General features: G+C 42.6%; 26 protein-coding genes. 11 read left to right on the forward strand and 15 right to left on the reverse strand.

The window, feature by feature from the left end; genetic code table 11:
• The first annotated feature begins 2 nt into the window (after positions 1-2).
• Complete coding sequence (locus tag FM038_RS06280) at positions 3-593, forward strand: YceI family protein (protein WP_195873217.1); 591 nt, start codon at positions 3-5, stop codon at positions 591-593.
• A 78-nt stretch (positions 594-671) separates the two neighbouring features.
• Here the strand turns inward: FM038_RS06280 and FM038_RS06285 are convergent, their stop codons facing one another.
• Positions 672-950, reverse strand: coding sequence for an oxidative damage protection protein (locus FM038_RS06285; RefSeq protein WP_142872460.1), 279 nt, complete (start codon positions 948-950; stop codon positions 672-674).
• A gap of 2 nt (positions 951-952) precedes the next feature.
• On the reverse strand, positions 953-2,038 hold the full coding sequence (gene mutY / locus FM038_RS06290) for an A/G-specific adenine glycosylase (RefSeq protein WP_142872461.1): 1,086 nt from the start codon (positions 2,036-2,038) through the stop codon (positions 953-955).
• 267 nt (positions 2,039-2,305) lie between these two features.
• Between mutY and trmB the strand changes: the two genes are divergently transcribed.
• From trmB to FM038_RS06315, 5 genes are all read left to right on the forward strand, one after another.
• Positions 2,306-3,022, forward strand: coding sequence for a tRNA (guanosine(46)-N7)-methyltransferase TrmB (gene trmB / locus FM038_RS06295; RefSeq protein WP_142872462.1), 717 nt, complete (start codon positions 2,306-2,308; stop codon positions 3,020-3,022).
• A 90-nt stretch (positions 3,023-3,112) separates the two neighbouring features.
• Positions 3,113-3,436 carry a 50S ribosome-binding protein YggL gene (locus tag FM038_RS06300; protein ID WP_142872463.1) on the forward strand — a complete coding sequence of 108 codons (324 nt, stop codon included), beginning with the start codon at positions 3,113-3,115 and terminating at the stop codon, positions 3,434-3,436.
• Complete coding sequence (glsB, locus tag FM038_RS06305; RefSeq protein ID WP_142872464.1) at positions 3,436-4,350, forward strand: glutaminase B; 915 nt, start codon at positions 3,436-3,438, stop codon at positions 4,348-4,350. Before FM038_RS06300 ends, glsB begins: the two co-directional genes overlap by 1 nt.
• A gap of 280 nt (positions 4,351-4,630) precedes the next feature.
• Positions 4,631-5,464 carry a YggN family protein gene (locus FM038_RS06310; RefSeq protein WP_142872465.1) on the forward strand — a complete coding sequence of 278 codons (834 nt, stop codon included), beginning with the start codon at positions 4,631-4,633 and terminating at the stop codon, positions 5,462-5,464.
• 365 nt (positions 5,465-5,829) lie between these two features.
• Positions 5,830-6,771 carry a LysR family transcriptional regulator gene (locus tag FM038_RS06315; RefSeq protein WP_142872466.1) on the forward strand — a complete coding sequence of 314 codons (942 nt, stop codon included), beginning with the start codon at positions 5,830-5,832 and terminating at the stop codon, positions 6,769-6,771.
• A gap of 866 nt (positions 6,772-7,637) precedes the next feature.
• Here the strand turns inward: FM038_RS06315 and FM038_RS06320 are convergent.
• The 8 genes from FM038_RS06320 to FM038_RS06355 all read right to left on the reverse strand — a co-directional run bounded on the left by FM038_RS06320 (position 7,638) and on the right by FM038_RS06355 (position 14,844).
• A complete protein-coding gene (locus tag FM038_RS06320; RefSeq protein ID WP_142872467.1) occupies positions 7,638-9,482 on the reverse strand; it encodes a DUF885 domain-containing protein in 1,845 nt (614 codons plus the stop codon).
• Positions 9,483-9,671: 189 nt separating this feature from the next.
• Entirely contained in the window at positions 9,672-10,808 is a 1,137-nt protein-coding gene (hemW, locus tag FM038_RS06325) for a radical SAM family heme chaperone HemW (RefSeq protein ID WP_142872468.1), read from the reverse strand.
• A 100-nt stretch (positions 10,809-10,908) separates the two neighbouring features.
• A complete protein-coding gene (gene rdgB, locus FM038_RS06330; RefSeq protein ID WP_142872469.1) occupies positions 10,909-11,511 on the reverse strand; it encodes an RdgB/HAM1 family non-canonical purine NTP pyrophosphatase in 603 nt (200 codons plus the stop codon).
• A 165-nt stretch (positions 11,512-11,676) separates the two neighbouring features.
• Positions 11,677-12,111, reverse strand: a complete 435-nt coding sequence (locus tag FM038_RS06335) for a DUF4426 domain-containing protein (RefSeq protein ID WP_142872470.1) — start codon at positions 12,109-12,111, stop codon at positions 11,677-11,679.
• Positions 12,112-12,262: 151 nt separating this feature from the next.
• Entirely contained in the window at positions 12,263-12,565 is a 303-nt protein-coding gene (gene yggU, locus FM038_RS06340) for a DUF167 family protein YggU (protein ID WP_185965788.1), read from the reverse strand.
• 6 nt (positions 12,566-12,571) lie between these two features.
• Positions 12,572-13,120 (reverse strand): YggT family protein, encoded by a 549-nt coding sequence (locus FM038_RS06345; RefSeq protein WP_142872471.1) that lies wholly within the window; start codon positions 13,118-13,120, stop codon positions 12,572-12,574.
• A gap of 70 nt (positions 13,121-13,190) precedes the next feature.
• Complete coding sequence (gene proC, locus FM038_RS06350) at positions 13,191-14,009, reverse strand: pyrroline-5-carboxylate reductase (protein ID WP_142872472.1); 819 nt, start codon at positions 14,007-14,009, stop codon at positions 13,191-13,193.
• A gap of 139 nt (positions 14,010-14,148) precedes the next feature.
• The gene (locus FM038_RS06355; RefSeq protein WP_142872473.1) at positions 14,149-14,844 is read right to left on the reverse strand and encodes a YggS family pyridoxal phosphate-dependent enzyme; all 696 of its coding nucleotides are present in this window, start codon (positions 14,842-14,844) and stop codon (positions 14,149-14,151) included.
• A gap of 36 nt (positions 14,845-14,880) precedes the next feature.
• Here FM038_RS06355 and FM038_RS06360 point away from each other — a divergent pair, with 36 nt between their 5' ends.
• From FM038_RS06360 to FM038_RS06370, 3 genes are all read left to right on the forward strand, one after another.
• Positions 14,881-15,918, forward strand: coding sequence for a type IV pilus twitching motility protein PilT (locus FM038_RS06360; RefSeq protein WP_142872474.1), 1,038 nt, complete (start codon positions 14,881-14,883; stop codon positions 15,916-15,918).
• Between the two features lie 23 nt (positions 15,919-15,941).
• Entirely contained in the window at positions 15,942-17,054 is a 1,113-nt protein-coding gene (locus FM038_RS06365; RefSeq protein ID WP_142872475.1) for a PilT/PilU family type 4a pilus ATPase, read from the forward strand.
• A gap of 167 nt (positions 17,055-17,221) precedes the next feature.
• Positions 17,222-18,325, forward strand: coding sequence for a hypothetical protein (locus FM038_RS06370; protein ID WP_142872476.1), 1,104 nt, complete (start codon positions 17,222-17,224; stop codon positions 18,323-18,325).
• A gap of 428 nt (positions 18,326-18,753) precedes the next feature.
• Here the strand turns inward: FM038_RS06370 and ruvX are convergent, their stop codons facing one another.
• The 4 genes from ruvX to FM038_RS06390 form a co-directional block, all read right to left on the reverse strand.
• Positions 18,754-19,176, reverse strand: a complete 423-nt coding sequence (gene ruvX / locus FM038_RS06375) for a Holliday junction resolvase RuvX (RefSeq protein ID WP_142872477.1) — start codon at positions 19,174-19,176, stop codon at positions 18,754-18,756.
• A 102-nt stretch (positions 19,177-19,278) separates the two neighbouring features.
• Complete coding sequence (locus tag FM038_RS06380; protein ID WP_142872478.1) at positions 19,279-19,839, reverse strand: YqgE/AlgH family protein; 561 nt, start codon at positions 19,837-19,839, stop codon at positions 19,279-19,281.
• A gap of 64 nt (positions 19,840-19,903) precedes the next feature.
• Positions 19,904-20,233: a stress response translation initiation inhibitor YciH gene (gene yciH / locus FM038_RS06385; protein WP_142872479.1), complete on the reverse strand. Its 330-nt coding sequence runs from the start codon at positions 20,231-20,233 to the stop codon at positions 19,904-19,906.
• 158 nt (positions 20,234-20,391) lie between these two features.
• Entirely contained in the window at positions 20,392-20,709 is a 318-nt protein-coding gene (locus FM038_RS06390; protein ID WP_142872480.1) for a hypothetical protein, read from the reverse strand.
• A 195-nt stretch (positions 20,710-20,904) separates the two neighbouring features.
• Between FM038_RS06390 and FM038_RS06395 the strand changes: the two genes are divergently transcribed.
• Positions 20,905-21,465: a DUF4136 domain-containing protein gene (locus tag FM038_RS06395; RefSeq protein WP_142872481.1), complete on the forward strand. Its 561-nt coding sequence runs from the start codon at positions 20,905-20,907 to the stop codon at positions 21,463-21,465.
• Between the two features lie 195 nt (positions 21,466-21,660).
• On the forward strand, positions 21,661-22,110 hold the full coding sequence (locus FM038_RS06400; protein WP_142872482.1) for a DUF924 family protein: 450 nt from the start codon (positions 21,661-21,663) through the stop codon (positions 22,108-22,110).
• On the opposite strand, the gene FM038_RS06405 is transcribed toward FM038_RS06400, so the two are convergent.
• Positions 22,107-23,006, reverse strand: a complete 900-nt coding sequence (locus tag FM038_RS06405; RefSeq protein ID WP_142872483.1) for a LysR family transcriptional regulator — start codon at positions 23,004-23,006, stop codon at positions 22,107-22,109. The two genes, FM038_RS06400 and FM038_RS06405, sit on opposite strands and share 4 nt — an antisense overlap.
• Between the last annotated feature and the right edge of the window lie 40 nt (positions 23,007-23,046).

A 23,046-nucleotide genomic window follows, 5' to 3' on the forward strand; every position in this document is an offset into this window, starting at 1 on the left:
ATATGAAAAAAACACTATTATCAACAGCACTGCTAACAAGCGTTCTTTCCTCTGCAGTATTAATGAGTGCTGGGGCATCGGCAACAGATTATGTTATCGATACTCAGGGCGCTCATGCGTCTATCGACTTCAAAGTTAGCCATTTGGGTTATAGTTTCGTGGTGGGACGTTTCAATGAATTCGAGGGGGATTTTAGTTTCGACGGCAAAAAGCTCGCTGATGGACATGTGAATGTGACGATTAAAACTGCCAGTCTCGATTCTAACCATGCCGAGCGAGACAAGCACCTGCGTAGTGCTGACTTTCTCAATACAGCAACATTTCCACAAGCCAGCTTTAAGTCGACCACTATCGTTGACAAAGGAGAAGGTAACTTCTTACTTAATGGTGATTTCACGCTCAATGGCGTAACTAAGCCGCTTACGATACAAGCCAAAACTATTGGTGAAGGGCAAGATCCTTGGGGGGGCTATCGTGCAGGTTTTAGCGGAAGCGCTGAGTTTGCCTTGAAAGATTACGACATCAAGATGGATTTAGGGCCTGCTTCTTCTCATGTTCAGTTAGCCATTGTGGTTGAAGGTATCAGACAGTAATAGCCCTTTTATAATGAGCCATAAAAAAGCGCCTGACTGGCGCTTTTTTATTAGAGTCTATTGAAGTTAACTCACATTCTATTCGTCGTTTTTCTCTGGCACAAAGCCTTCAATTTCTACGTCTTTACCTTCGAATAAAAAGTTGACCATCTGTTCTTCGAGAAACTTACGGTCTTCAACATTCATCATATTCAGCTTCTTTTCGTTGATCAGCATAGTTTGCTTTGATTGCCAAAGAGCCCAAGCTTCTTTGCTGACATTATCGAAAATACGCTTGCCTAGCTCACCAGGGTATAGCTGAAATCCAAGGCCTTCAGATTCTTTTTTCAGATAGACGCAGTTAACAGTGCGAGCCATGATTACTCCTTAATTAATACAGAACCTAAGCTGGCAAGAATGCGTTCAGTCGCTGCTGCTAAACCAACTTTAGGGGGATTGGGTAAGTTATACCAGAGTGAGAGCTTATCTTCCATGATCCGGTTGTCTTGACTGCTTTTTACTTCAACATAAATTGGGCTGATATCCAGATGGAAGTGGCTGAAGGTATGTCTAAAGCCGGGTAGAAACTCCTCTTGTGATACATGTAAGCCATTAACGAGTAAATAGTCATTTACTTGCTCTCTTGAAGAAAACTCAGGGAAGCACCAAAGTCCTCCCCATATACCAGAAGGTGGTCTCTTTTCGAGAATGACTTCATCGCCCTTGGATAACACCAGCATAAAGGCGGCTTTTTCAGGAATCGTCTTTTTAGGTTTTTTTCCTGGAAACTCAGATTGGCGTCCACTCAGTTGTGCCTGGCAATCAATTGCAACAGGGCATTCAATGCATAGTGGCTTAGAGCGGGAGCAAACAGAGGCGCCGATATCCATCATCGCTTGATTATATTTTTGAACATCGACCTTGGGCGTTAATGTATCTGTTAGTTCCCAGAGTTGGTTTTCAACAGGCTTCTTACCTGGCCAGCCTTCTATGGCGCCATGACGAGCAAGAACTCGCTTTACATTGCCATCCAGTATTGAATGGTGTTGAGCAAGTGCTAGAGATAGCACGGCTCCAGCTGTTGAGCGGCCGATCCCGGGCAATGAAAGAACCTGTTCAAAGTCATTTGGAAATATAGAGCCATGATTGTCACGTATGGTTTGAGCAGATTTATGTAAGTTACGTGCTCTGGCGTAGTAGCCTAGTCCAGTCCAATAGTGCAACACTTCATCTTGAGGGGCATTTGCGAGTGTATCTATATCAGGAAATCGCTGCATAAACTTTAGGTAATATGGGATCACTGTACTGACCTGAGTTTGTTGTAGCATGATCTCCGACACCCAAACCTTATAAGGGGTTTTCTCCTCTTGCCAGGGAAGGTGCTTGCGCCCACATTTGTCGTACCAACGAATGATGCGGTCGGAAAAAGATGCAGACTTTGATTTTGGCATTGTGACAGAGGGCATAGTGATACTGACTTTTAAGAAATGTGAAGTGAGCGATAGTTTTATGGGAGCAGTCTATCTAGCTATCTATATTTTAACAAGCCGAGATCCCGTTAGGAACAGATAATTGATCGCCTTAAAAGCACTGAATTTCGCAGGTTTTGAGAAACTTGGTATACTTTGCTCACTTATTCTTAATGCGATTAAGTTAACTAGGGCTTGCACTGGCTAATAATCTTTGGATAATGCCCTTCTTTTCTATTAATCCTGCCATGACAGAGGGCGACAATGAGCGACGTGACAACCGCGGAATTTAATGAAGAAGGTAAGTACCTTCGCAAAGTAAGAAGCTTTGTATTAAGAGAAGGCCGATTGACTAAAGGTCAGACTACCGCGATGGAACAGCAGTGGCCATCAATGGGACTAGATTACTCTCCAGAGCCTATTGATTTGGCCGGTATTTTTGGCAGAGAAGCTGATACGGTACTAGAAATCGGTTTTGGTATGGGAGCCTCTTTAGTTGAGATGGCTAAGGCCTCGCCAGAATTAAACTTTATTGGTATTGAAGTTCATAAGCCTGGTGTAGGAGCGTGTTTGTCGGATGCAGCAGAGGCTGGCGTGACTAACTTGCGTGTCTATCATCATGATGCTGTAGAAGTTTTAGAAAACAGTATCAAGCCAGGTTCATTGGCCCGCGTGCAGCTGTTTTTCCCCGATCCTTGGCATAAGAAGCGTCATCACAAGCGCCGTATTGTGCAACCAGAATTTGCACAGATGATCCGTAATACGTTACAAGTCGGTGGTGTTTTTCATCTGGCAACAGATTGGGAAAACTACAGTGAGCATATGCTTGAAGTGCTGGGCGCTGCCGAAGGCTATCAAAATCAATCAGTGACTGGCGATGTTGTTAAACGTCCAGAGCATAGACCATTGACTAAGTTCGAGGCCAGAGGCCACAGATTAGGTCATGGTGTTTGGGATCTTATGTTCGAGCGTATTGATTAAATTTGCTGAGACTTGGGTTATTGAGCCCAATTAACACTTTCGAAGAATGTTTTTTTTATTGGTTATTTAAATACAAAGGTGGAAAATACTATGGCAACACGCAGTCGTCGTTTACGCAAAAAATTACGCGTTGATGAATTTCAAGAGTTTGGTTTTGATATTAACTGGTCTTTCGATAAGTCTGTATCAGAAGAGCAGATTGATACACTCGTCGACGAGTTTATCAATGAAGTGATCGATCCACGTCAGCTTGGTTTTCATGGTGGTGGCCATAAAGAGTGGGAAGGGATCATTGCGACTCAGGAAATAGGTAAATGCACTGAAGAAGACCGCGCCGCTGCCAGTGATTTTTGGCAAGGCAAAGCCGTATCAAATGTTACTGTTGGTGAACTGTATGATATTTGGTGGAGTTAGTGCCTGAACTTGCACTACTCGAGCAGGTGGTCGATAAAGTTCGGCCCCTGCTTGGCCAAGGTAAAGTGGCTGACTATATTCCAGCGTTGGCAGGGGTTAACCCAAATAAAATAGGTATCGCAGTTACCAGCATCGATGGCACGACTATCGGTGCTGGTGATTACCTTGAACCTTTTTCCATTCAGAGTATCTCTAAAGTTTTTAGCTTAACCTTAGCGTTAACACTTTATGAAGAGCAGGAGATCTGGTCTCGTGTAGGTAAAGAACCTTCGGGGCAGTCTTTTAACTCTTTAGTGCAGGTTGAGCTTGAACGAGGTTTACCGAGAAATCCTTTTATTAACGCGGGTGCCTTAGTCATTGCCGATCTGTTGCAGGCACGATTAGGTGCGCCAAAGCATAGAATGATAGAGCTAATTCGTGGCTTAAGTACTAACCCTTCGCTTATTTCAGACAAAATGGTTGCTTCATCGGAGTTTGAACATAGTGCTCGAAATGCCGCAATTGCTTACTTAATGAAATCCTTCGGCAACTTTAATAATGATGTCGATACGGTTTTACGCAGTTATTTCCATTACTGTGCCATGCGGATGAGCTGCGCCGATCTTTCGAAGGCGATGTTATACCTTGCTAATAAAGGTCGATGTTTAGATGGTACTCAGCTCATTTCCCCGATCCAAACAAGGCAGATGAATGCATTACTGGCTACTTCTGGCCTATATGATGGAGCGGGTGAGTTTGCTTATCGAGTGGGTATGCCTGGAAAGAGTGGTGTTGGCGGTGGGATCATCGCAGTGATACCTGGTGATATGGCCGTGTGTGTTTGGTCACCTGAATTGGACCATAATGGTAATTCTCTCGCGGGTACAGCAGCTCTCGAGACACTGTGTCAGACCTTAGGTCGTTCGATTTTTTAAGCGAAAATTTACAACGCTCTCCAATATAAGTTAATTTTCCCTCTTTTCTGAGAAGTTTACATTTCCTGTTAGTGAATTGACCAACAACTGGTGCGATTCACTAAACTTTTCCCTCCAATATCTATGCCTATAGTGAAAAACATCTAGTTATCAACTTGTTGTGTGTTTTGGCATGGCTTGTGCTTTATATTGATTATGAGTGTGATAGTTAAGGTGGTTAAGAATTTACCTACACTGATTAGCTAGCACCAAGAGAATAATTCATTTAAGGATCAAATTGATGAGAAAATTAGCAACGTCTATAGGAATTAGCGCAGTCTTATTCGCGAGTGGAACTATCACTTCAGTATCTGCTCATGAAGAGTATTCATCGACTCGCTATTCAAGCGATCATAGTCAGTGTGAAGTCGCATTAAATTACGATATCTCTGTCGAGCCAACAGTCATGGCGGTGAGTGATGCTGGTAATGAAGTTTACCGTATTGAGATGGGAAAGCTATTTGTTCAAGGTAAGCAGGTTTCCTTAAACGCCAAACAAAAGCAGCTTGTAACCCAATATCAAGATGAGGTGTCTAGTCAGGTTCCTGAGGTGATCGGGTTAGTGCACGATGCTGTTGGAATAGCCTCTACTGCAGCGAGCATGGCTTTAACTCCGCTATTGGGAGATGCTGCCGGTGCTAAACTCGATGAGTTGATGGATGGGCTTGAAGAAAGAATTGAGAAAGTCGCATATCAAAATGGTGATAAGTTTTACCTTGGCGCGACTCAATCCTCTTTAGAGGACACCTTTGGAGAAGAATTTGAGCAAGAAGTTGAACAATTAGTTAGAAATTCTATCGGCAGTATGATGGTTAATTTAGGCAGTGAAATGCTTGCGGGCGATGGTGATTCTTTTGAGCAAAAAATGGAAGCATTTGGTCAGAAAATGGAAAACGTAGGCCAAAATATTGAGCAGCAGATGGAGACTCAAGCCCAAGAACTTGAAGCTAGAGCAGACAGAATGTGTGATGACTTTCAGCTGTTGATCGCCCTTGAGCAAAAATTAAGAACTGAAGTGCCGGAGTTAGAAAACTATCCTCTTATTGATTCTCCTAAAGTGGAGTTACTCGAATAGTCTCGCAGCCGATACATGGTTTACCCCGTTAATACCTTAGACTCTTGTTGCTCCCTCCCTCATTTGCAACGCCCCTGTATTTGAATTGAATACAGGGGTTTTCTTCTTTCAGCATGTTTCACCTTTTCTGCATAAAGATTATCAATCAGGTATTAGAAATAAAGCGCAAATCTTTGGTATACTTATAAAAAATAATAACAACTGGCCCTCATCCGTTAGAGTGGTTCAGATATCTGACTCTACTTTAGTGTACTTCACTTTTAGTAAGTATCTGTTTTGAATGGTGTTTTAATTTTGTCATTCACTAGTTATCTTATAAAAAGTGTAAGTATTATTAGTGTCGTAAACACCTTAAGGCGATTTACATGTTAGAACTATTGGAACCTATCGCAATTTTTACTCACGTAGCTAGAGCCGGCAGCTTTAGTGCAGCAGCTAGAAAGTTGGGGATATCTAAATCAAAAGTGAGTACTCAAGTAGCTGATCTTGAACATAAGCTAGGTGTTCAGTTGATTCAGCGGACGACTCGCAGTTTGAGTCTGACTGAAGCTGGACAGTTATTGTACACACAAGGTGAAGAGTTACTTAGAGACGCAGATCAGGCAGTTGCTAGTGTTCATAACTTGAATGATGCTACTCGTGGTGTTTTGAAGGTGGGGATATCACAGTCATTCGGCACTATGCATATTATTCCTGCTTTGCCTGAATTTATGGCAACTCACCCAGAATTAGAGCTACAAGTCAGTTTGTTAGACCATAAAGTCGATGTTGTCAGTGAAGGCTTAGATCTCTTGTTAACCATGTCAGAGCAACTACCTTTAGGTATGGTTGCTAGACCATTGATGAAGTGTCAGTTCTTACTCGCCGCTTCACCTGAATATATTGAAAAGCACGGTCAACCCGATCGTCCTGAGCAGTTAGTGGATCATAATTGTTTGGTTTACCAAGGCGAATGGCATGAACATAGTGTATGGCAGTTCAAGCAAGGTGAGGATTATTGTGAAATAGGTGTTTCTGGTAACTTTAGAGTGGACAATGCACCAGCACTAAAAACTGCTGCGGTGAGTGGTTTAGGAGTCGTCTATTTAGCCAGCTACTTACTCGAAGGTGAAATAGAGAAGGGCACTTTAGTTCCATTACTACAAGATTGGCAGATGACCAATCACCTGCCGCTTCAGGCTGTTTACCCAAGAAGAAAACATCTTGCGCCTAAAGTCAGTGCTTTTATTGATTTTATAAAAGAGCATATAGGTTCTCCACCTTATTGGGATGCGCCTTATGCTGAATTATATGCTAAGCGAAAGTGATTTTTAGCTGGATAACGTAGACTTATTTTGAATAAGTTTGCTAGCTAAATAGGAAACATTGTTTCGTATATAAGACGATGAGCCAGAACGTTAATGTCGTTCTGGCTTTTTTGTTCTTTATCAGTTGCTTAGCCTGCCTTCCTGGTCGGATCTCTTTAGGGGTACTTCACTGGTCACTAATGCTCTATGGTATTTGTCTTGCGATTTGTTCTGAAATCAATACAATTGATTTCAGATTGATACGGAATAATTTGACCCATAAGTGTATTAAGAATGACCCCTCTTAATAGACTTATACAGATTAGCGTTACTGCAGTTCCGAATCGATGCTGATGGAGCTTTAAGAACTAAAACAAAATCAGCCTTAAACCATCATCCTAAATTTGGTTTACCCCAGCAAATTTGCTGGGGTATTTTTCTTTAGGGAGAACGCCTTCTGTACCCTACATACTCGTTACTGACTAATATAAGTTAGAGCAAGTCGTACAGATTTAAACCAATAAAAAAGCCACATTGATTGTGGCTTTTTTATTGGCTGAACCTAATACCAATTCCATTAAACATATGATCAATTCAGAGCTTTCTCAGGGCTTTAAATTCAAGGCGCATTGTTGACGAAATGGTTATTCCCTTTCGAGGCAATGCAACGCAGAAGTAGAAGCCCTGAGAAGCTCACGAAGTGCGGGTTTAAAAACACTTTAAGCTGCGAAAGTGGCTTTCGATATAGAATAACTATTAGCTTCAATCCCCTTATCTTGCCTACAGCGTTTTTAACTCCCGCTGAATGGTCACTTGTTTAATGGAAATGGTATAAGTCAAACTGAATACATCGACCGGGAGGTATTCGACTGACATACCGTTAAGTATTAACTTTTTTCAGCGACCCAAAGATCAACTTGGTTTTCAAGTATATCCAGCGGCAAAGGTCCGTTTTGCAGTACTAAGGTGTGAAACTCGCGAATATCAAATTTACTCCCTAATGATTTTTTAGCTTGTTCTCTAAGGGCTAATATTTTGAGCATACCGACCTTATATGCCGTGGCTTGTGATGGCATCACTACATGACGTTCAACCATTTTTACAGCATCTGATTTGGCGTTTGGCGTATTGTCGACATAGTAATTAATTGATTCTTCACGGGTCCATTTCTTAGCATGCATGCCTGTATCGACCACGAGGCGGCAAGAGCGCCATAGCTCCATAGCGAGACGTCCAAAGTCTGAATACGGATCTGAATAGAATCCCATTTCTTTAGGGAAGTATTCACTGTATAGCCCCCAACCTTCGATATAGGCAGTATAACCACCGAACTTACGAAACTTTGGTACTCCTTCAAGTTCTTGAGCAATAGCTATCTGCATATGATGGCCAGGCGTTCCCTCATGATAAGCCAAGGCTTCCATTTGGTACTTAGGCATTGCTTCCATATCGTAAAGGTTAGCGTAATAAGTACCCGGTCTGGTTCCATCCGGCGAAGGTTGATTGTAGAAGGCTTTACCGGCAGATTTCTCTCTAAAGGCTTCAACGCGTTTAACGATCATTGGTGCCTGTGGTTTTACGTTAAACACTTCATCCAATCTTGAAGACATGGTATCGATAAGTGTGATAGCTTCGCTCAAATAAGCTTCACGTCCTTCATCAGTAGCAGGGTAGTAGAATTGCTTGTCTTCACGCATAAATTTAAAGAAAGCCTGTAAGTCTCCTTTAAAATTGACTTGCTTCATGATGTCACGCATTTCACTATGGATACGAGCCACTTCAGCCAGACCGAGTTCATGGATTTGATTCGCTGTCATGCTTGTCGTCGTCGTGCGGGCAAGGGCATTATCGTAATACGCTTCACCTTGAGGGAGCTTCCAGACGCCGTCACGTGTGTCTGCTTTGGTTTCAAGTGCGGTGATATAGCTAATAAGTTGTGTGTAAGCGGGCTCGACTTTGGTGGTTAGCGCGCGTTTAGCATCTGCGAGTAGCTGTTGTTTATCACTGCCAGCTATTGATAAAGCTTCAACTTTTCGCTTGAAGTCAGCCCAAAGTGCGCTGTCCTCACCTGAGTCGAAAGGCTGGCCTGTGATGATATTTTTGCTGCCGGATAAAACATGTGGAAAGACAAACTTAGGGGCTATGATGCCTTTTTTAGCACGTATTTCCAGGGCCGCTTCAAGCTGTTCTAGATACTTAGGAACGCCATTGAGGCGGCTAATATAAGCTTTCGCATCGGAAATATCGGTGATCTGATGCTGGTTTATCAAGAATGATGCAACCATGGAATGGCCGCCATACATTTGGTTAACTGGGTAGCTATGATAGCGCCACTGATGATCCTCAATACCTTGCTCAAGTTTTTGCTTTAGCAAGTCATAGCTGAGCCTAGTTTGCACATCCAGTTGGCTTGGATTTATTTGTGCTAGCTGCTTTAAATGTTTTTTTGTTCTCGCTAAATCTTGGGCATCAGCCTCTTCACCGCGTTCATCCCATTGTCCATAGTCAGTTTTAATACCAAGATGTGTCTGTGAGATAGGGCTCGCCATCACATTTTCCATAAATATGGTTTCAAAAAGAGCATTGGCTTTTTCTGAGACACTTTCAGCTTTGTAAACTGTGGGCTCACTAGGGCTGTGAAGTGGTAGATGGACTGGTGTTGCAAATGCGCTGCTGCCGATGAGGCTGGCTAATGTTAAAGCAAGTACGCTAGTTTTAGTTTTTATAGGCATAAATTAGTCTTATTGTTATAGGTTACTTAAATAAAGTACCGCTAATCCTAATAAAGCTAATCGTTAATGTATTGATCTAAGTGTTAGCAGATGTGTCTATACAGGCTAAATAGGTATGTTTAGCCTGTATAAACAGCGAGGGTCGATAATTACTATGAGCTAGTTAACAGAATTGAGATTGTCCCTGCCTTAGCAAAATTGCGACAACAGTTCGTTGACGAACATTTTACCTTTTGTGGTTAGTTCCCAATGAGTTTGTGTCTCCGTTAGTAGCTTTTTGCTCTTCGCTGTTTCAATTCCATCAGCAATTATCTTATGTGATAAACCAGTTCTCTGTTCAAACTCAACCTTAGGCATTGCAGACATAAGCCTGAATCGATTCATTAGGTACTCTAACGGGCGTTCCTCAGTTGTTACCTCTATGGTGTCAAAGGTATAGTCATCAGCGGCTAAATAGCCTTTAGGGTGCTTAATTTTTACCGTTCTTAGGATCTTATTTTGTGCGAGTTGGGTGATCTTGCCATGCGCACCACAACCTATTCCAAGGTAGTCACCAAACTGCCAATAGTTAATATTATGCTGGCACTGATACCCAGGCTTGGCATAGGCTGATATTTCATATTGCTCATAGCCTAATTCAGCCAGTTTCTGCTGACCTTGTTCATAGATATGCCAAAGTGCTTCATCATCCGGCAACTGAGGAGGCTTAGAATGAAACAAGGTGTTTTGCTCTATTGTCAGCTGATACCAGGAAAGATGCGGAGGAGAGAGCTTCGCTGCTGTGTCTATATCTGCCATAGCTTCGTCAAAACTTTGATTGGGCAGTCCGTGCATTAGATCTAAGTTAAAACTCTTATAACCTGATGTCAGCGCTTTTTCTGCGGCAACGACTGCTTCATTTTTATCATGGATGCGGCCTAGCAAGTTCAGTTTATCGCTGGAAAAACTTTGTACGCCTATAGATAGCCGAGTGACCCCAGCTTGGCAATAAGCATCAAAATCATCATGCTCTAAGGTACCTGGATTCGCTTCCATAGTGATTTCGATTTGATCACTGAAAGGGATCATCTCATTGACGCGAGTCAGAAGTCTTTTTATTTGAGCGGCCTCAAATAGAGAAGGGGTGCCACCGCCTATAAAAATGGTATGTAATTGACGTCCTTGGACATAGTGTAGATCTTGGCTGAGATCTTCAATCAAGGCATCGACATATTCCTGCTGGGGAAGTTCACCATTTTGACCGTGGGAGTTAAAATCACAATAGGGACACTTTTGCACGCACCAAGGTATATGGATATACAGGCTCAGAGGAGGCAGAGTTAACATAGATCTGTCTTTCCGTATGTTGAAGTTATACCTGAGGCATTTCTGCCTAAACAAAACCCAAGTATATGGATATACAGGCTCAAAGGAGGCAGAGTTAACATTAGATAATCATACCTTTTTGCTTCATGGCACTGATCAACAGTTTCATTGCCTTGCCTCTATGGCTCAATCGGTTTTTCTCTTCGCTATCGAGTTCAGCCGCCGAGCAATTATGTTCATTGGGGATAAAAATAGGATCGTAACCGTGGCCATTATCCCCGGTGGCACTAAAGGCTATTTTACCATCCCAAGATGCTTGTGCAATGATAGGTGTTGGATCTTTAGCATGACGCATATAGACCAAAATACACTGAAAGCGAGCCGTTCTACCCTCTGAATGAGGCTTCAAGGTATTTAACAACTTTATGTAGTTATCTTTTTCACCGGCATTTTCACCTCCGTAACGAGCTGAGTAGATACCAGGAGCCCCCTCAAGAAGATCCACTTCTAAACCTGAATCATCTGCGATCGCAGCAAGACCAGTCACTTCAGCAGCATGACGGGCTTTAATAATGGCATTTTCGACAAAGGTAGTCCCAGTCTCAGGGACTTCTTCTACATTGAACTGGCTCTGAGGAAGCACTTCGACGCTGTATTGTGAGAAAATTTCTGAAAACTCTTTGAGTTTGCCTTTATTGCCACTGGCGAGCACGAACTTATCCATGGGAGAACCTTTGAGATCTGTATTTGATTATTGGCCGCAATGATAACGAAGCAGGAGGGGAAACGGTAGCAGAGATTGAAGCATTTTTTATATGGAAGAAGGGAGAGAAAGCCAGTGAATTGATATCCTGGCTCTTGTTGTCTTAATAGGCTTTAAGTCTATTTGTTACTCAACATAGAACTTTTGTTTAAACTTCAATTGAATATTGAGTTTGTTACTATATTTGATAGCGAGTTTGAAGTTGATCTCTTGATCATCTCGGTAAGGAACTTCGGCAACATAATAAATAGCTTTGCCTTCGCGGATCTCTCTAAACTTAAGGCTAATTCTGGCGTCGAGCAGATTGTTGGCTATACCTGAAATCTCTACCGCGACAGGTGGGTTCCCTTCTTGGCTAGTATCAAGCACCGACACATTGATAATACCTGTGTAACTACTGCGCTTGATCCCATAAGATTTAGCGATGCTGGGAGTTAAGAAAGTACTGCCTAGGGCTACGTAGTGTATATCGAAATTACCTACTTTTTGTTTTTGCTCTGCCGACACGTTGCCAACGAAGGCAAGGGTGAGAAAAAGTACAGATATAATTGCTCTAAACATGACGCTGCTCCTGCTGTAAAAATAAATTAATACTCATAACTGCTGATGATAATCATATATTTGAGTATAGGTGCTTAGCCCATGACTCGCTTCAAACGATTTATCAACTTACAAAATTAACTGGGTGAAAATATCGTTCTATTAGGGGAGTTTAACTGCTTGTGCCATCGAGTAGAACTGCTATCTGTTCTGGGATCACTCTAGGCGAGATGACCTCTACCTGTTTATGTCGGCCTAGCTCTCCCTTTAAGATCCTTATGTCTCCCTTAGGTACTTTAAATGCCTTTGAGAGAAACTTTGTCAGGTGAGCATTAGCTTTTCCATCCACTGGTGGCGCCGTGATGGCTATCTTTAGCTCTTCACCATGGATTCCGACGATCTGGTCTCGGCTAGACTTAGGTTGGATATAGAGGTTTAGCAGCAGGTTGTCCTGCTGCATAGATACCGGTTGGATCATAGGTTAGACATTCGCCCAAAATGGAATGTACTGAGCTAATAGAATATTGACGAAATTTAGGATAATCATCATCACCAGTAGAGACAGATCCAGACCACCCATTGATGGCAACATACGGCGGATCGGCGATAGAAGAGGTTCGGTTAATTGGCCCATCACCATTTCAATGGGATTATGACCTTGGCTGACCCAGCTTAGGATTGCGCGGATGATCAACATCCAGAATAGCAGCACACCCGCTTGTTTAAACACCGAAACGACAGCAATTAACAAGATTGTCATGATATTGATGCTGGCACCAGCAATCAGGCTCAATATAACAAATTTGGCGATAACCACCATGAGTGCCAATAGCACAGATGCTGTATCGAAGCCGCCTAACGAGGGCAAAACACGGCGTAAAGGAGCTACAATAGGATGAGTCGCTTTGACGATAAACTGACTAAATGGATTGTAAAAATCGGCTTTAGCCAACTGAAGCCATATCCGTATAATGACAACCATAAGGTATAAGTCGAAAATTGTGCTAACTAAAAAACTGAGTGCATTCATTGGTGTTCTCTATTTAATTTTAAATCGAAAATCTTAATGGGTCTGGGTCTATACCTCGTATAGTACAGAATTAATATTGTTTAGCCATTTCCTGGGCTCTGGCGACACAATCATCCATGGCTTGTTTAACTATGCCCCTAATGTTACCAGCCTCAAGTGCTGCAACAGCTTGAGCTGTAGTACCACCTTTAGAGGTTACATTTGCTCTAAGCTGTGCGGTGCTCAGTTCTGGGTTTTGTTTTACCATCTGCGCTGCACCTAAAGCCGCTTGTTGAACCAGTTGTCTGGCTTTAAGCTCATCCATGCCTGATGCTTTAGCATTATCTATCATGGCCTCCATAAACAGGAAGAAATAAGCCGGTGAGCTACCCGCTAAGGCAATCACTTGATCGAGTTCTGATTCATGCTCGACCCAAACCACCTCGCCACCACTTAACATCAGTTGTTCACAGATTGATTTCTGTTCTGACGAAATCTCATCTCCGGCGTAAAGGCCTGTCATACCCACACCAATTTGAGTTGGGGTATTGGGCATAGTACGAATAAGTTTTATCTCTTGTCCAAAGTAATCTCTGTATCGCTTAGCGGGTATGCCAGCAGCGATAGTGATAATAAGCTTATCAGAAAGATCTAGACTGGCTAATTGTTCACAGACATCTTGCATAAAATGAGGTTTAACACTCAGTATGATGACATCAGCTTCTTTAGCCGCTGCTAAGTTATCATGTGAGGTGGTGATCTTGAGCGTTTGTTGTAACGCTTCAAGCTTAGGCGCACTTGGATTGGTGGCGTGGATCAATGTGGCTGGGTAGCCATTACTAACCAGTCCAGTGGTGATACTGCGAGTCATGTTGCCCGCGCCAATAAAGCATAATTTTTTTTCAGCCATGATACTTCTCTATACATCAGCCTCTATCTTACTGAGGCCGTTATTTCAGGTGACAAAAATATTGCCGTAAATTAGTCATCAGTCAGTGATGACTAATATTTGGGTTTATTACGATTAAAACAAGGCTAATCGCGATAAGTTAACGCTTTTCTCTTTCTCCGAAAATGGCGCTACCAATTCTAACCATTGTTGAACCTTGCTCTATGGCTTGCTCTAAATCATTACTCATTCCCATGGAAAGCGTGTCCACTTGCGGGTAAAGCGATTGTAGCTCTTGGTATAAGGCCTGTAGTCGTTGAAACTCATCTTTTTGTAACTGCTTATCAGAAGTTGCCGTTGGAATTGCCATTAGGCCTCTGAGGACTAGCTTTGGCATTTGAACGACTTTATCAGCTAGTTCAAATAGCTGAGCTGGCGTCGCTCCTGACTTGCTGTCTTCACCACTGATATTAATCTGAATACAGATATTGAGTGGTGCCATCTCTTGTGGACGTTGCTCATTGAGTCTTGCAGCGATCTTCTCACGCGATACTGTGTGTATCCAATCGAAATGCGCTGCAATGACTTTGGTCTTATTTGATTGCAAAGGACCAATAAAATGCCACTCAATGTCTGGACAAGTCGGTGTAAGGGCTTTGACCTTAGATTCACCCTCTTGAACATAGTTTTCACCAAATCGTCTTTGTCCGGCTGCATATGCGGCCAAAATATCGGAATTTGGTTTAGTTTTACTCACGGCGAGTAATTGAATTTCATCGGTATTTCGTGACGAAATTTGTGCCGCTTGTTCGATTCGATGCTGGGCGTTAGCCAGTCTGTCTGCTATTGTTGTCATGATGTAAGTTTTTTGATTGAATGGATATCCCATACTATGGAAATCACAGAGTTACTTGCTTTTAGTGTAAAACACAAAGCGTCAGATCTACACCTTTCAGCAGGCGTTTCGCCTATGATACGTGTAGATGGCGATGTCAGAAAGATCAATTTACCCGCTTTAGATCATCAAGGGGTGCATGGACTCGTCTATGACATCATGAATGACAAGCAGCGTAAAGATTATGAAGAACATTTAGAGATAGATTTTTCCTTCGAAGTCCCTAATCTAGCGCGCTTTCGTGTCAATGCCTTCAATCAGGCGCGAGGAGCTGCGGCAGTATTTCGAACCATTCCCAGTGATATCTTGAGCCTAGAGCAACTAGGTGCTCCGGAGATTTTTAAGAAAATTTCCAGCTTCCCGCGTGGCCTTGTCCTTGTTACTGGTCCGACTGGCTCGGGTAAGAGTACCACTTTAGCGGCGATGGTCGATTATATTAATGAAAGTCGCCATGAGCATATCCTTACCATTGAGGACCCAATAGAATTTGTCCACCAGAGTAAACAGTGTCTGGTTAACCAGCGTGAAGTGCACCGTCATACTCACAGCTTTAATGCTGCACTGAGAAGTGCACTGCGTGAAGATCCAGATGTGATTTTGGTCGGTGAGATGCGTGACCTAGAGACAATACGTTTAGCGATGACGGCGGCTGAAACTGGTCACTTAGTTTTCGGTACACTGCACACCACCTCAGCGGCTAAAACCATCGACCGTGTGGTTGATGTATTCCCTGAAGGTGAGAAGGGCATGGTCAGAACCATGCTGTCAGAATCTCTGCAGGCGGTTATTTCACAAACCTTGATAAAGAAAGTGGGTGGCGGACGAGTTGCGGCGCATGAGATCATGATGGGAACACCTGCCATTCGAAACTTAATTCGTGAGGATAAAGTGGCGCAGATGTATTCAGCGATTCAGACGGGGATGTCACATGGTATGCAGACGTTAGATCAATGCCTGCAAAACTTGGTGAATCGCGGTCAGATAAGTCGTGAAGATGCGCAGCACAAGAGTGCAAATAAGCAGACACAATTTTAATGATTAATCGTTAAGGCTTGATTATGGATGTTCGTCCCTTTTTAAAAAACATGGTAGATCGTAAAGCATCAGATCTATTTATTACAGCCGGTTTTCCACCGAGTGCCAAAATTGATGGTGAGCTAAGAACTTTGAGTGAAACTTCATTTTCTCCGGCTCAGTCGCTCGATTTTGTCGAGTCTTTGATGAGCGATGAACAGAAAAAGGAGTTCCATGAGACTCGTGAATGTAACTTTGCATTCGCGCTCAATGATCTAGGCCGTTTTCGTGTCAGTGCATTCTGGCAGCGTGAGGCGTCAGGCTGTGTAATGCGCCGGATTGAGACTACAATTCCCGATGTCGATGACCTGAAGCTTCCTCCAATCCTTAAAGACTTGGTGATGAGTAAACGTGGTTTGATCATCATGGTTGGGGGAACTGGTACGGGTAAGTCTACCTCTTTGGCTTCCTTGGTGGGCTATAGAAATGCTAATTCCCGTGGTCACATTCTGACGATAGAGGACCCAGTCGAATTTGTGCATGATCACCGTAAAAGTATTGTCACACAGCGTGAAGTGGGGATTGATACTGAGTCTTTCGATGCTGCACTTAAGAGTTCACTGCGTCAAGCACCAGATGTGATCTTAATTGGTGAGATCCGTACTCAGGAAACCATGGAGTTTGCCTTGGCTTTCGCCGAAACGGGGCATCTTTGTATGGCAACCTTACACGCCAATAACGCTAACCAAGCGTTAGATCGGATCATGAATTTGGTTCCTGTCAGTAAGCATCAGCAGTTATTGTTTGACCTATCGCTGAACTTAAGAGGCATTGTTGCTCAGCAACTTGTGCCAACGGCTGATGGCAAGGGACGACGCGCAGCTATTGAGATCCTGATCAATACGCCGCGGGTAAGTAGCTTGATTGCAAAAAATGAGCTGCATTCACTTAAAGAAACCATGGCTAAGTCTAATGAGCAGGGAATGCAAACTTTCGATCAGGCTTTACTTAATCTCTACGTCGAAGGTGAGATTAGTTATGCTGATGCCTTGCACCACGCCGATTCCCCTAACGATTTAAGATTGATGATTAAGCTGCAGAACTCAGAGCAAACGGGGTCTGGCTTTATGGAAGGGGTGACGCTAGATTTAGACTAGTGACATCGGTATTCGACAAGTCATCTAGCTAAATCTACCTACTTGAAGATCAACAAGGCCAGAGTATCTTTCTCTGGCTATTAATTTTATTGAATATGAGTTCGCAAAATTAGCATTCTCTGATTAAACTTGGGGAATAGTTTTCATGTCAAGGACATAGGAGTGTTATGACAGTGCTAAAACGATTGATGGTAGTGTGTTTATGTATCGGGGTTTCATTTTCGTCGAATGCGGTGAAAGTGACCGATGAGCTGGATCTTGGTGGAGCCGTTCGCGTTAACTATGGCTGGAAGGATTACGCCGATGATTCTAAGCTGGAGTTCGAACTGTTTCGAGTGGATGTAAACTATCAAGATGATGGTCTATTTGCGTCGGCTCAGTATCGATGGTATCAAGATATGGATGTTATTCATCATGCTTATGCGGGATACAGCTTCAATGAAGAACAGAGTATTCAGGTTGGTGTGACTCAGGTTCCTTTTGGTTTGCTTCCCTATGGTGCTCACTCATTCTGGTTTAGCGCTAATTATTATCTTGGCTTTGAAGATGATTATGATGCAGGGATCCATTGGAAACATGACAGTGATAACTGGCGTTTCGATCTGGCCTATTTTTTTAATGATGAATACGGCGATGGTGCAAGGTATGACAGATATTCATTCGATGTCGCGACTACCGATGACTCTCCCTATGAAGAAGCGGGTCAGTTAAATGCGCGTGTTGAAGGCAAGTTTGGCAGTGGAGATATCAAGCATAAACTCGGTGCTTCGCTGCAATATTCTGAGCTAGATTATATAGGCACGGCAAATACCCAAGCTGAGGGTAAAGATACTGATGGATATGCGGCATCAGTGCATTGGCAACTCGACTGGTCACAGTGGCAAGGGCAGTTCCAGTATATGTACTATGACTATGATATGCCAAACAGTGAACGTGTAGCACTGTCAGCGTTCGCCTTTCCCTTTGAGATAGCATCTTCTGCAGATGTACTCACATTAAACGTCTCTCGTAGTATGGATGTAGAGTGGGGGCCAATCACTAACCTTAATTGTTATAATGATTTCAGTCAGGTACTGGTTTCTGGCGAAGGGTTAGAAGATTCGATTCAGAATGTTACTGGCTGTGCGATTACCGCGGGTAAGTTTTATTCTTATGTAGATTGGATTGCCGGCAACAATATGTGGTTCATCAATGGACCTGGAGTGGGGATTTCGAATGGCCCAACTGAGTGGAGCTCACGCTTGAACATTAATATTGGACTCTACTTTTAAATTCCTAACATCTAGGCTTTGAATCATAACTTTTGAGTGAAAGCTTTTGAAAAATACGGCCAGTGAAGATAACTTCACTGGCCGTTTTTATGATTTTATTAGCCTAAGTTATACCAGTTGCATTAAAAGTTTGACCATTCAGCGGGAGTTAAAAGCCCTGTAGGCGAGGCGGGGGATTGAAGCTAATAGTTATTCTCGGCTCTGGCATCCTGCTTCGCCCTACCTTCTGCATCCATGCAGTCGTATATCGAAAGCCCACAACGAAGTTTAAAGGGCTTTGAAAGCCGCACTACGTGAGCGTCTCAGGCTTCCCACTTCTGCTTTGCACTGGCTTCAAAGGGAATCACCATTTATTCACCAATGCGCCTTGAATTGAAAAGCCTGAGTCGTTCTGAATTGGTCAAATACTTAGTGCAATTGGTATTAAGCTAGTCATACATATTTTCGAAGAAACTTTCGATGATCAACACTGCTGACATCGCATCGACTTGCCCCTTCGTTAATGCCTTATAGCCACCATGTTCAAATAGTCTGGCTTTAGCGTCTGCCGTTGTTAGCCGCTCATCTTGAGTCGCTATTTTTACCCCAAACCTACCATTGATGCGATTGGCAAACTTTTTAGCTCTTTGGGTTATCTCTTGTTCTGTGCCATCCATATTCAGTGGCAGTCCTACTACCACTATATTGGGTTGCCACTCTTCGATCAGCATGCCAATTTCTTCCCACTTAGGAATACCGTCAGTAGCCTTGACTGAACCGATTGGATTGGCGCTGCCTGTAAGAGATTGACCAATAGCGACACCGATGCTTTTTGTGCCGTAATCAAAACCTAAAACTGTAATTGAGCTCATTGAATCAATATATCCTGTATATTTTTCGTTCGGGGGGATTCTTACCATGTCACTTTTTTGAAAAAAGCAGGCTCAACCAAGCTCTAAAAGAGATCATTAGCGCTATGCATGACCCGATTGATTAGAGAGCTGCCATATGTCGAAGCCTAAGGATTCAGTGGCTTTTTGCCAGCGTTCTTCATGCTCAATATCAAAGATTAACTCATGAGTTGCGGGGATTAAAAGCCAGGTATTATCAGCAATCTCTTGCTCTAGCTGATCTCGGCTCCAGCCAGCATAACCTAAAGCCACAATAAACTGCTCTGGCGCTTCTTTGCTACCCAGTGCAGATAAAACGTCTCTGGACGTGGTTAGCATCAACTTGTCAGTGAGAGACTGACTATTACTCCAACTATCTTGTGGAGTATGTAGCACAAAACCTCGTTCTTGATTTACCGGCCCACCAATAAGCACCCTTGCATTGACTGAAGTAACAAGATCCGGTTCATTATCAAGTTCCATTTGCTGCAATAGCTCATTGACCTCTATGCCAATAGGCCTATTAATCATGATCCCCATTGCGCCTTTCTCGTCATGCTCGCAAAGATAGATGACTGAACGCTCAAAAAACGTATCCTTAAGCGAGGGCATGGCAATTAAAAAGTGGTTCTGTAGACTTTCCATTAATGAGCTCCACAACTAGGAAATAGTGATAACTAAAAGGTTGAGTTAAACAGGTTAATATATTTTAACCGCCAGCTAACTTTACTGTGTAGTTGAGTTTTTCCAGTAAAGTCTTTAACTGCTCTCTATTATCGGTTTGAACCTCAATATTGAACTCTTTTACCGTACCACCGCAGCCGCATTGTTTCTTTAATTTTTGGGCTAAGGCTTTCAGTTCTTTGTCTTTTAAGCCAAGTCCCTTGATGACAGAAACTCCTTTTCCTTTTCGGCCTTTACTGTCCTTATGGATGCGTACTATGCCATCACCAGTAGGTACTTCTATGGTTTCAGCTTCTGGCGCGATACGTCCAACGTCTGTGCTGTAGACAAGGGAAACGTTTGAATCTTTTCTCATTGGGTGACTATCAAATAACTTTTGGTATTTAGAGTTTAACAAACTGGAAAATTTTATGGGAGCTTTATGAGTCTTGAGTGGGATTCAAACAAGAAAGGCTACTTTGTTGTAGCCGATTGATTTTTTATGACAGGGACGTTCAACGCATTGGTTAGCAACTATACGGCCAATATTACTCCAACGATGAGTGCAACAGCTGTGAGCAATGCACAAGGAATAATGAATTTATGAAATTTTGTGTGGGCTATCGAACAAGCAGTTAACACGAAGCCGATAGCAGCGGGTCCATAGGTTCCATTATGCCCATCAATTAAGGTAAACAATAACCAAGCTAAGACAATCACAGGTAAGATAAATAGGCTGATATGCCCCTGGCTTTTTCTATTGGGTGCCTGCTCTATTTTGATAGAGGCTTCTTCTGGAGCAAAAAGAAAGATTGCCGTTGCGATCAAAAATGCACTTATAAACCAAAGCATGGGGAACTCCATTACACAGATGAGTGATAATTATTTAACTTGCGCCTAATTGATAATCATTATCATTACACTGATTGCTTAAGTCAAGCTGAACAACGTACTATTTAGGGTAAATTTGAGTTGTAGATCATGAAATTGCTATGTAAGCTGGATTTATAAGATAAATTTTCAAGATACTGATTTGATGGAGTTGAAATGAAGAAGGTTATGATTGGCCTAGTTGCACTGGCACTGAGCGCATGTAGTTCACTGAAAACAAGTTCTGACTATGATCCAGCTGCGAATTTTAATGATGTAAAAACGTATGCTTGGGTGGTGAAAAAAACCGGAGATAGCACTTATCATCTTGATGGTTTAATGGATCAACGAATTCGTTCAGCTGTCGATAGCCAGCTTACAGCGAAAGGGATAACACTGACTGATGTAGCTTCTGCAGATATCTTAGTTAATTATCTGACTAAAGTTGATAAAAAAATTAACGTGGATACGTTTAATACCAACTATGGTTATAACCCTTATTACGGTCATAGATGGGGCTACAGTGGTAGCATGAATACACAAACCACAGTTCGTGAATACGAAGTGGGTACCTTGATTTTAGATATGGTCAATCGTGAATCGGGTAAATTAATTTGGCGTGGTTCAGTTGCCGATACTATTCGAGACAAAAATACCCCTGAAGAGCGTGTAGAAGTGGTTAACAATGCGATTTCAGAGATGCTTTTGAATTATCCGCCTAAGCCAGAATCTAAATAACACTTTCATTTAGTTTTTGAGTGATAGAGTGCGCTTTGAAAGCGCACTTTTTTATTGACCAAAATTAACCTATCTCCAACTTTTGTCAGGTTTTGTGAGCCGCTTCCGACCTAGACTAAAGTCCAACTTATCTATTCTTTCGCTGATGGTACCCTCATGTTTTATTAAGTCGGACCTTAACTCAGTGGTGGTAGTATGGAGCAGTTTCTAAAGCAGTGGTTCAATGAGTACAACAAAGGGCAAGGCGTAGAAGCAAAATCTCTTTGTGAAGAAACTCAATCTGAGTGGGCTGCATTGTTACAAAAAGCCAAATCGGGTCACCTTGATGCCTGGAGGCGTTCTCCACCAGGTCGAATGTCACTCATTTTATTGATGGGCCCGATTGCACATTTATTAGATGATAATGATGTCGATAGTTTGCAGCCTAAAGCCCGAGAGTTATGTATTGAAGGTGTCGAATTAGGCTTCGATACTCAACTGGATCCGGTTCAGCGACGTTGTTTTTACGATCCCTTATTTTATTCAAATAATAGTGAAGATCGTCGATTACTCTTGTGCTTATTAGAAGGAATGCAATCTCAAGTTGAATCGTTGCAGAGACCCGCTTGGGCTAATTGGTATGAGCAAGCCTCTGTCAATCATTAAAGCGATAGTCGTTTAGATTGGGCTTGCATCATTTTTCTTAATAGCTTGCGCAGCTCAGTGCAAGCTTCATTAGCTGTGCCACTGTGCTGAATCACATCGATATTTGCCACCCAACCTAACTGTTCAAATTTAACCGGAATACTACAAAGTTGCTTGTTTTTTATTGCATCAGAAGCAAGGTGACGTGGTAGCAGTCCCCAACCAAATCCAGATTTTGCCAATTCAAGCAGCACATAATAATTATCTGCATACCAGACATCCGGTGAATGTTGCTGGTTGTAATTACTGGGGGCTTTATCTCTTGCACCAATCATCAGCTGCCTATGTAGTTTGAGCATGTCTACATGTGCAGAGGTTTCTTTTGCTAGTGGATGCTCTGGACTGACTAATAGTTCAAATTCTATGGTGCCAACGGACTCAAAATCGATATTTTGCGGGTAAATAAACTCACTAAAAACTAGGCCTAAATCGGCTCTCTTTTCTTTAACAATCTGAATAATATCTTGGCTAGACGCATTTAAGAATTCCAGTTGTATATAGGGAAACTGTTCTGTGAACTCCTTTAAGTAAGTAGTGAGTAGACTGTAAGGGACGCCTTCATCTAGAGCCAGTGTGAGTTTATGCGGCTGAGACATATTTAATGCTTCAAGTTGTTGATTTAGCCTTCTATGCTGCGCAACGACGGCATTGGCCTGAGGTAAGAGTGCTTGACCAGCTTCGGTGAGTTTTGGGTAGCGACCACTTCGATCAAAGAGTATCTGGTCGCTATCTATCTCCATATTCATAATATTCTGGCTAACGGCAGATTGTACCTTGCCTAGCTTTCTAGCCGCAGCAGAAAAAGACCCTGATTTTACGGTTTCTACAAAAGAGTAAAGCTGTTCTAGTGTTAACATATCAGTAAAGGTGATGGTATCTGACTTTGAAGTATCATAG

Origin of the sequence: Shewanella eurypsychrophilus, assembly GCF_007004545.3 — a bacterium.
In the GTDB taxonomy this organism is placed as follows: domain Bacteria; phylum Pseudomonadota; class Gammaproteobacteria; order Enterobacterales; family Shewanellaceae; genus Shewanella; species Shewanella eurypsychrophilus.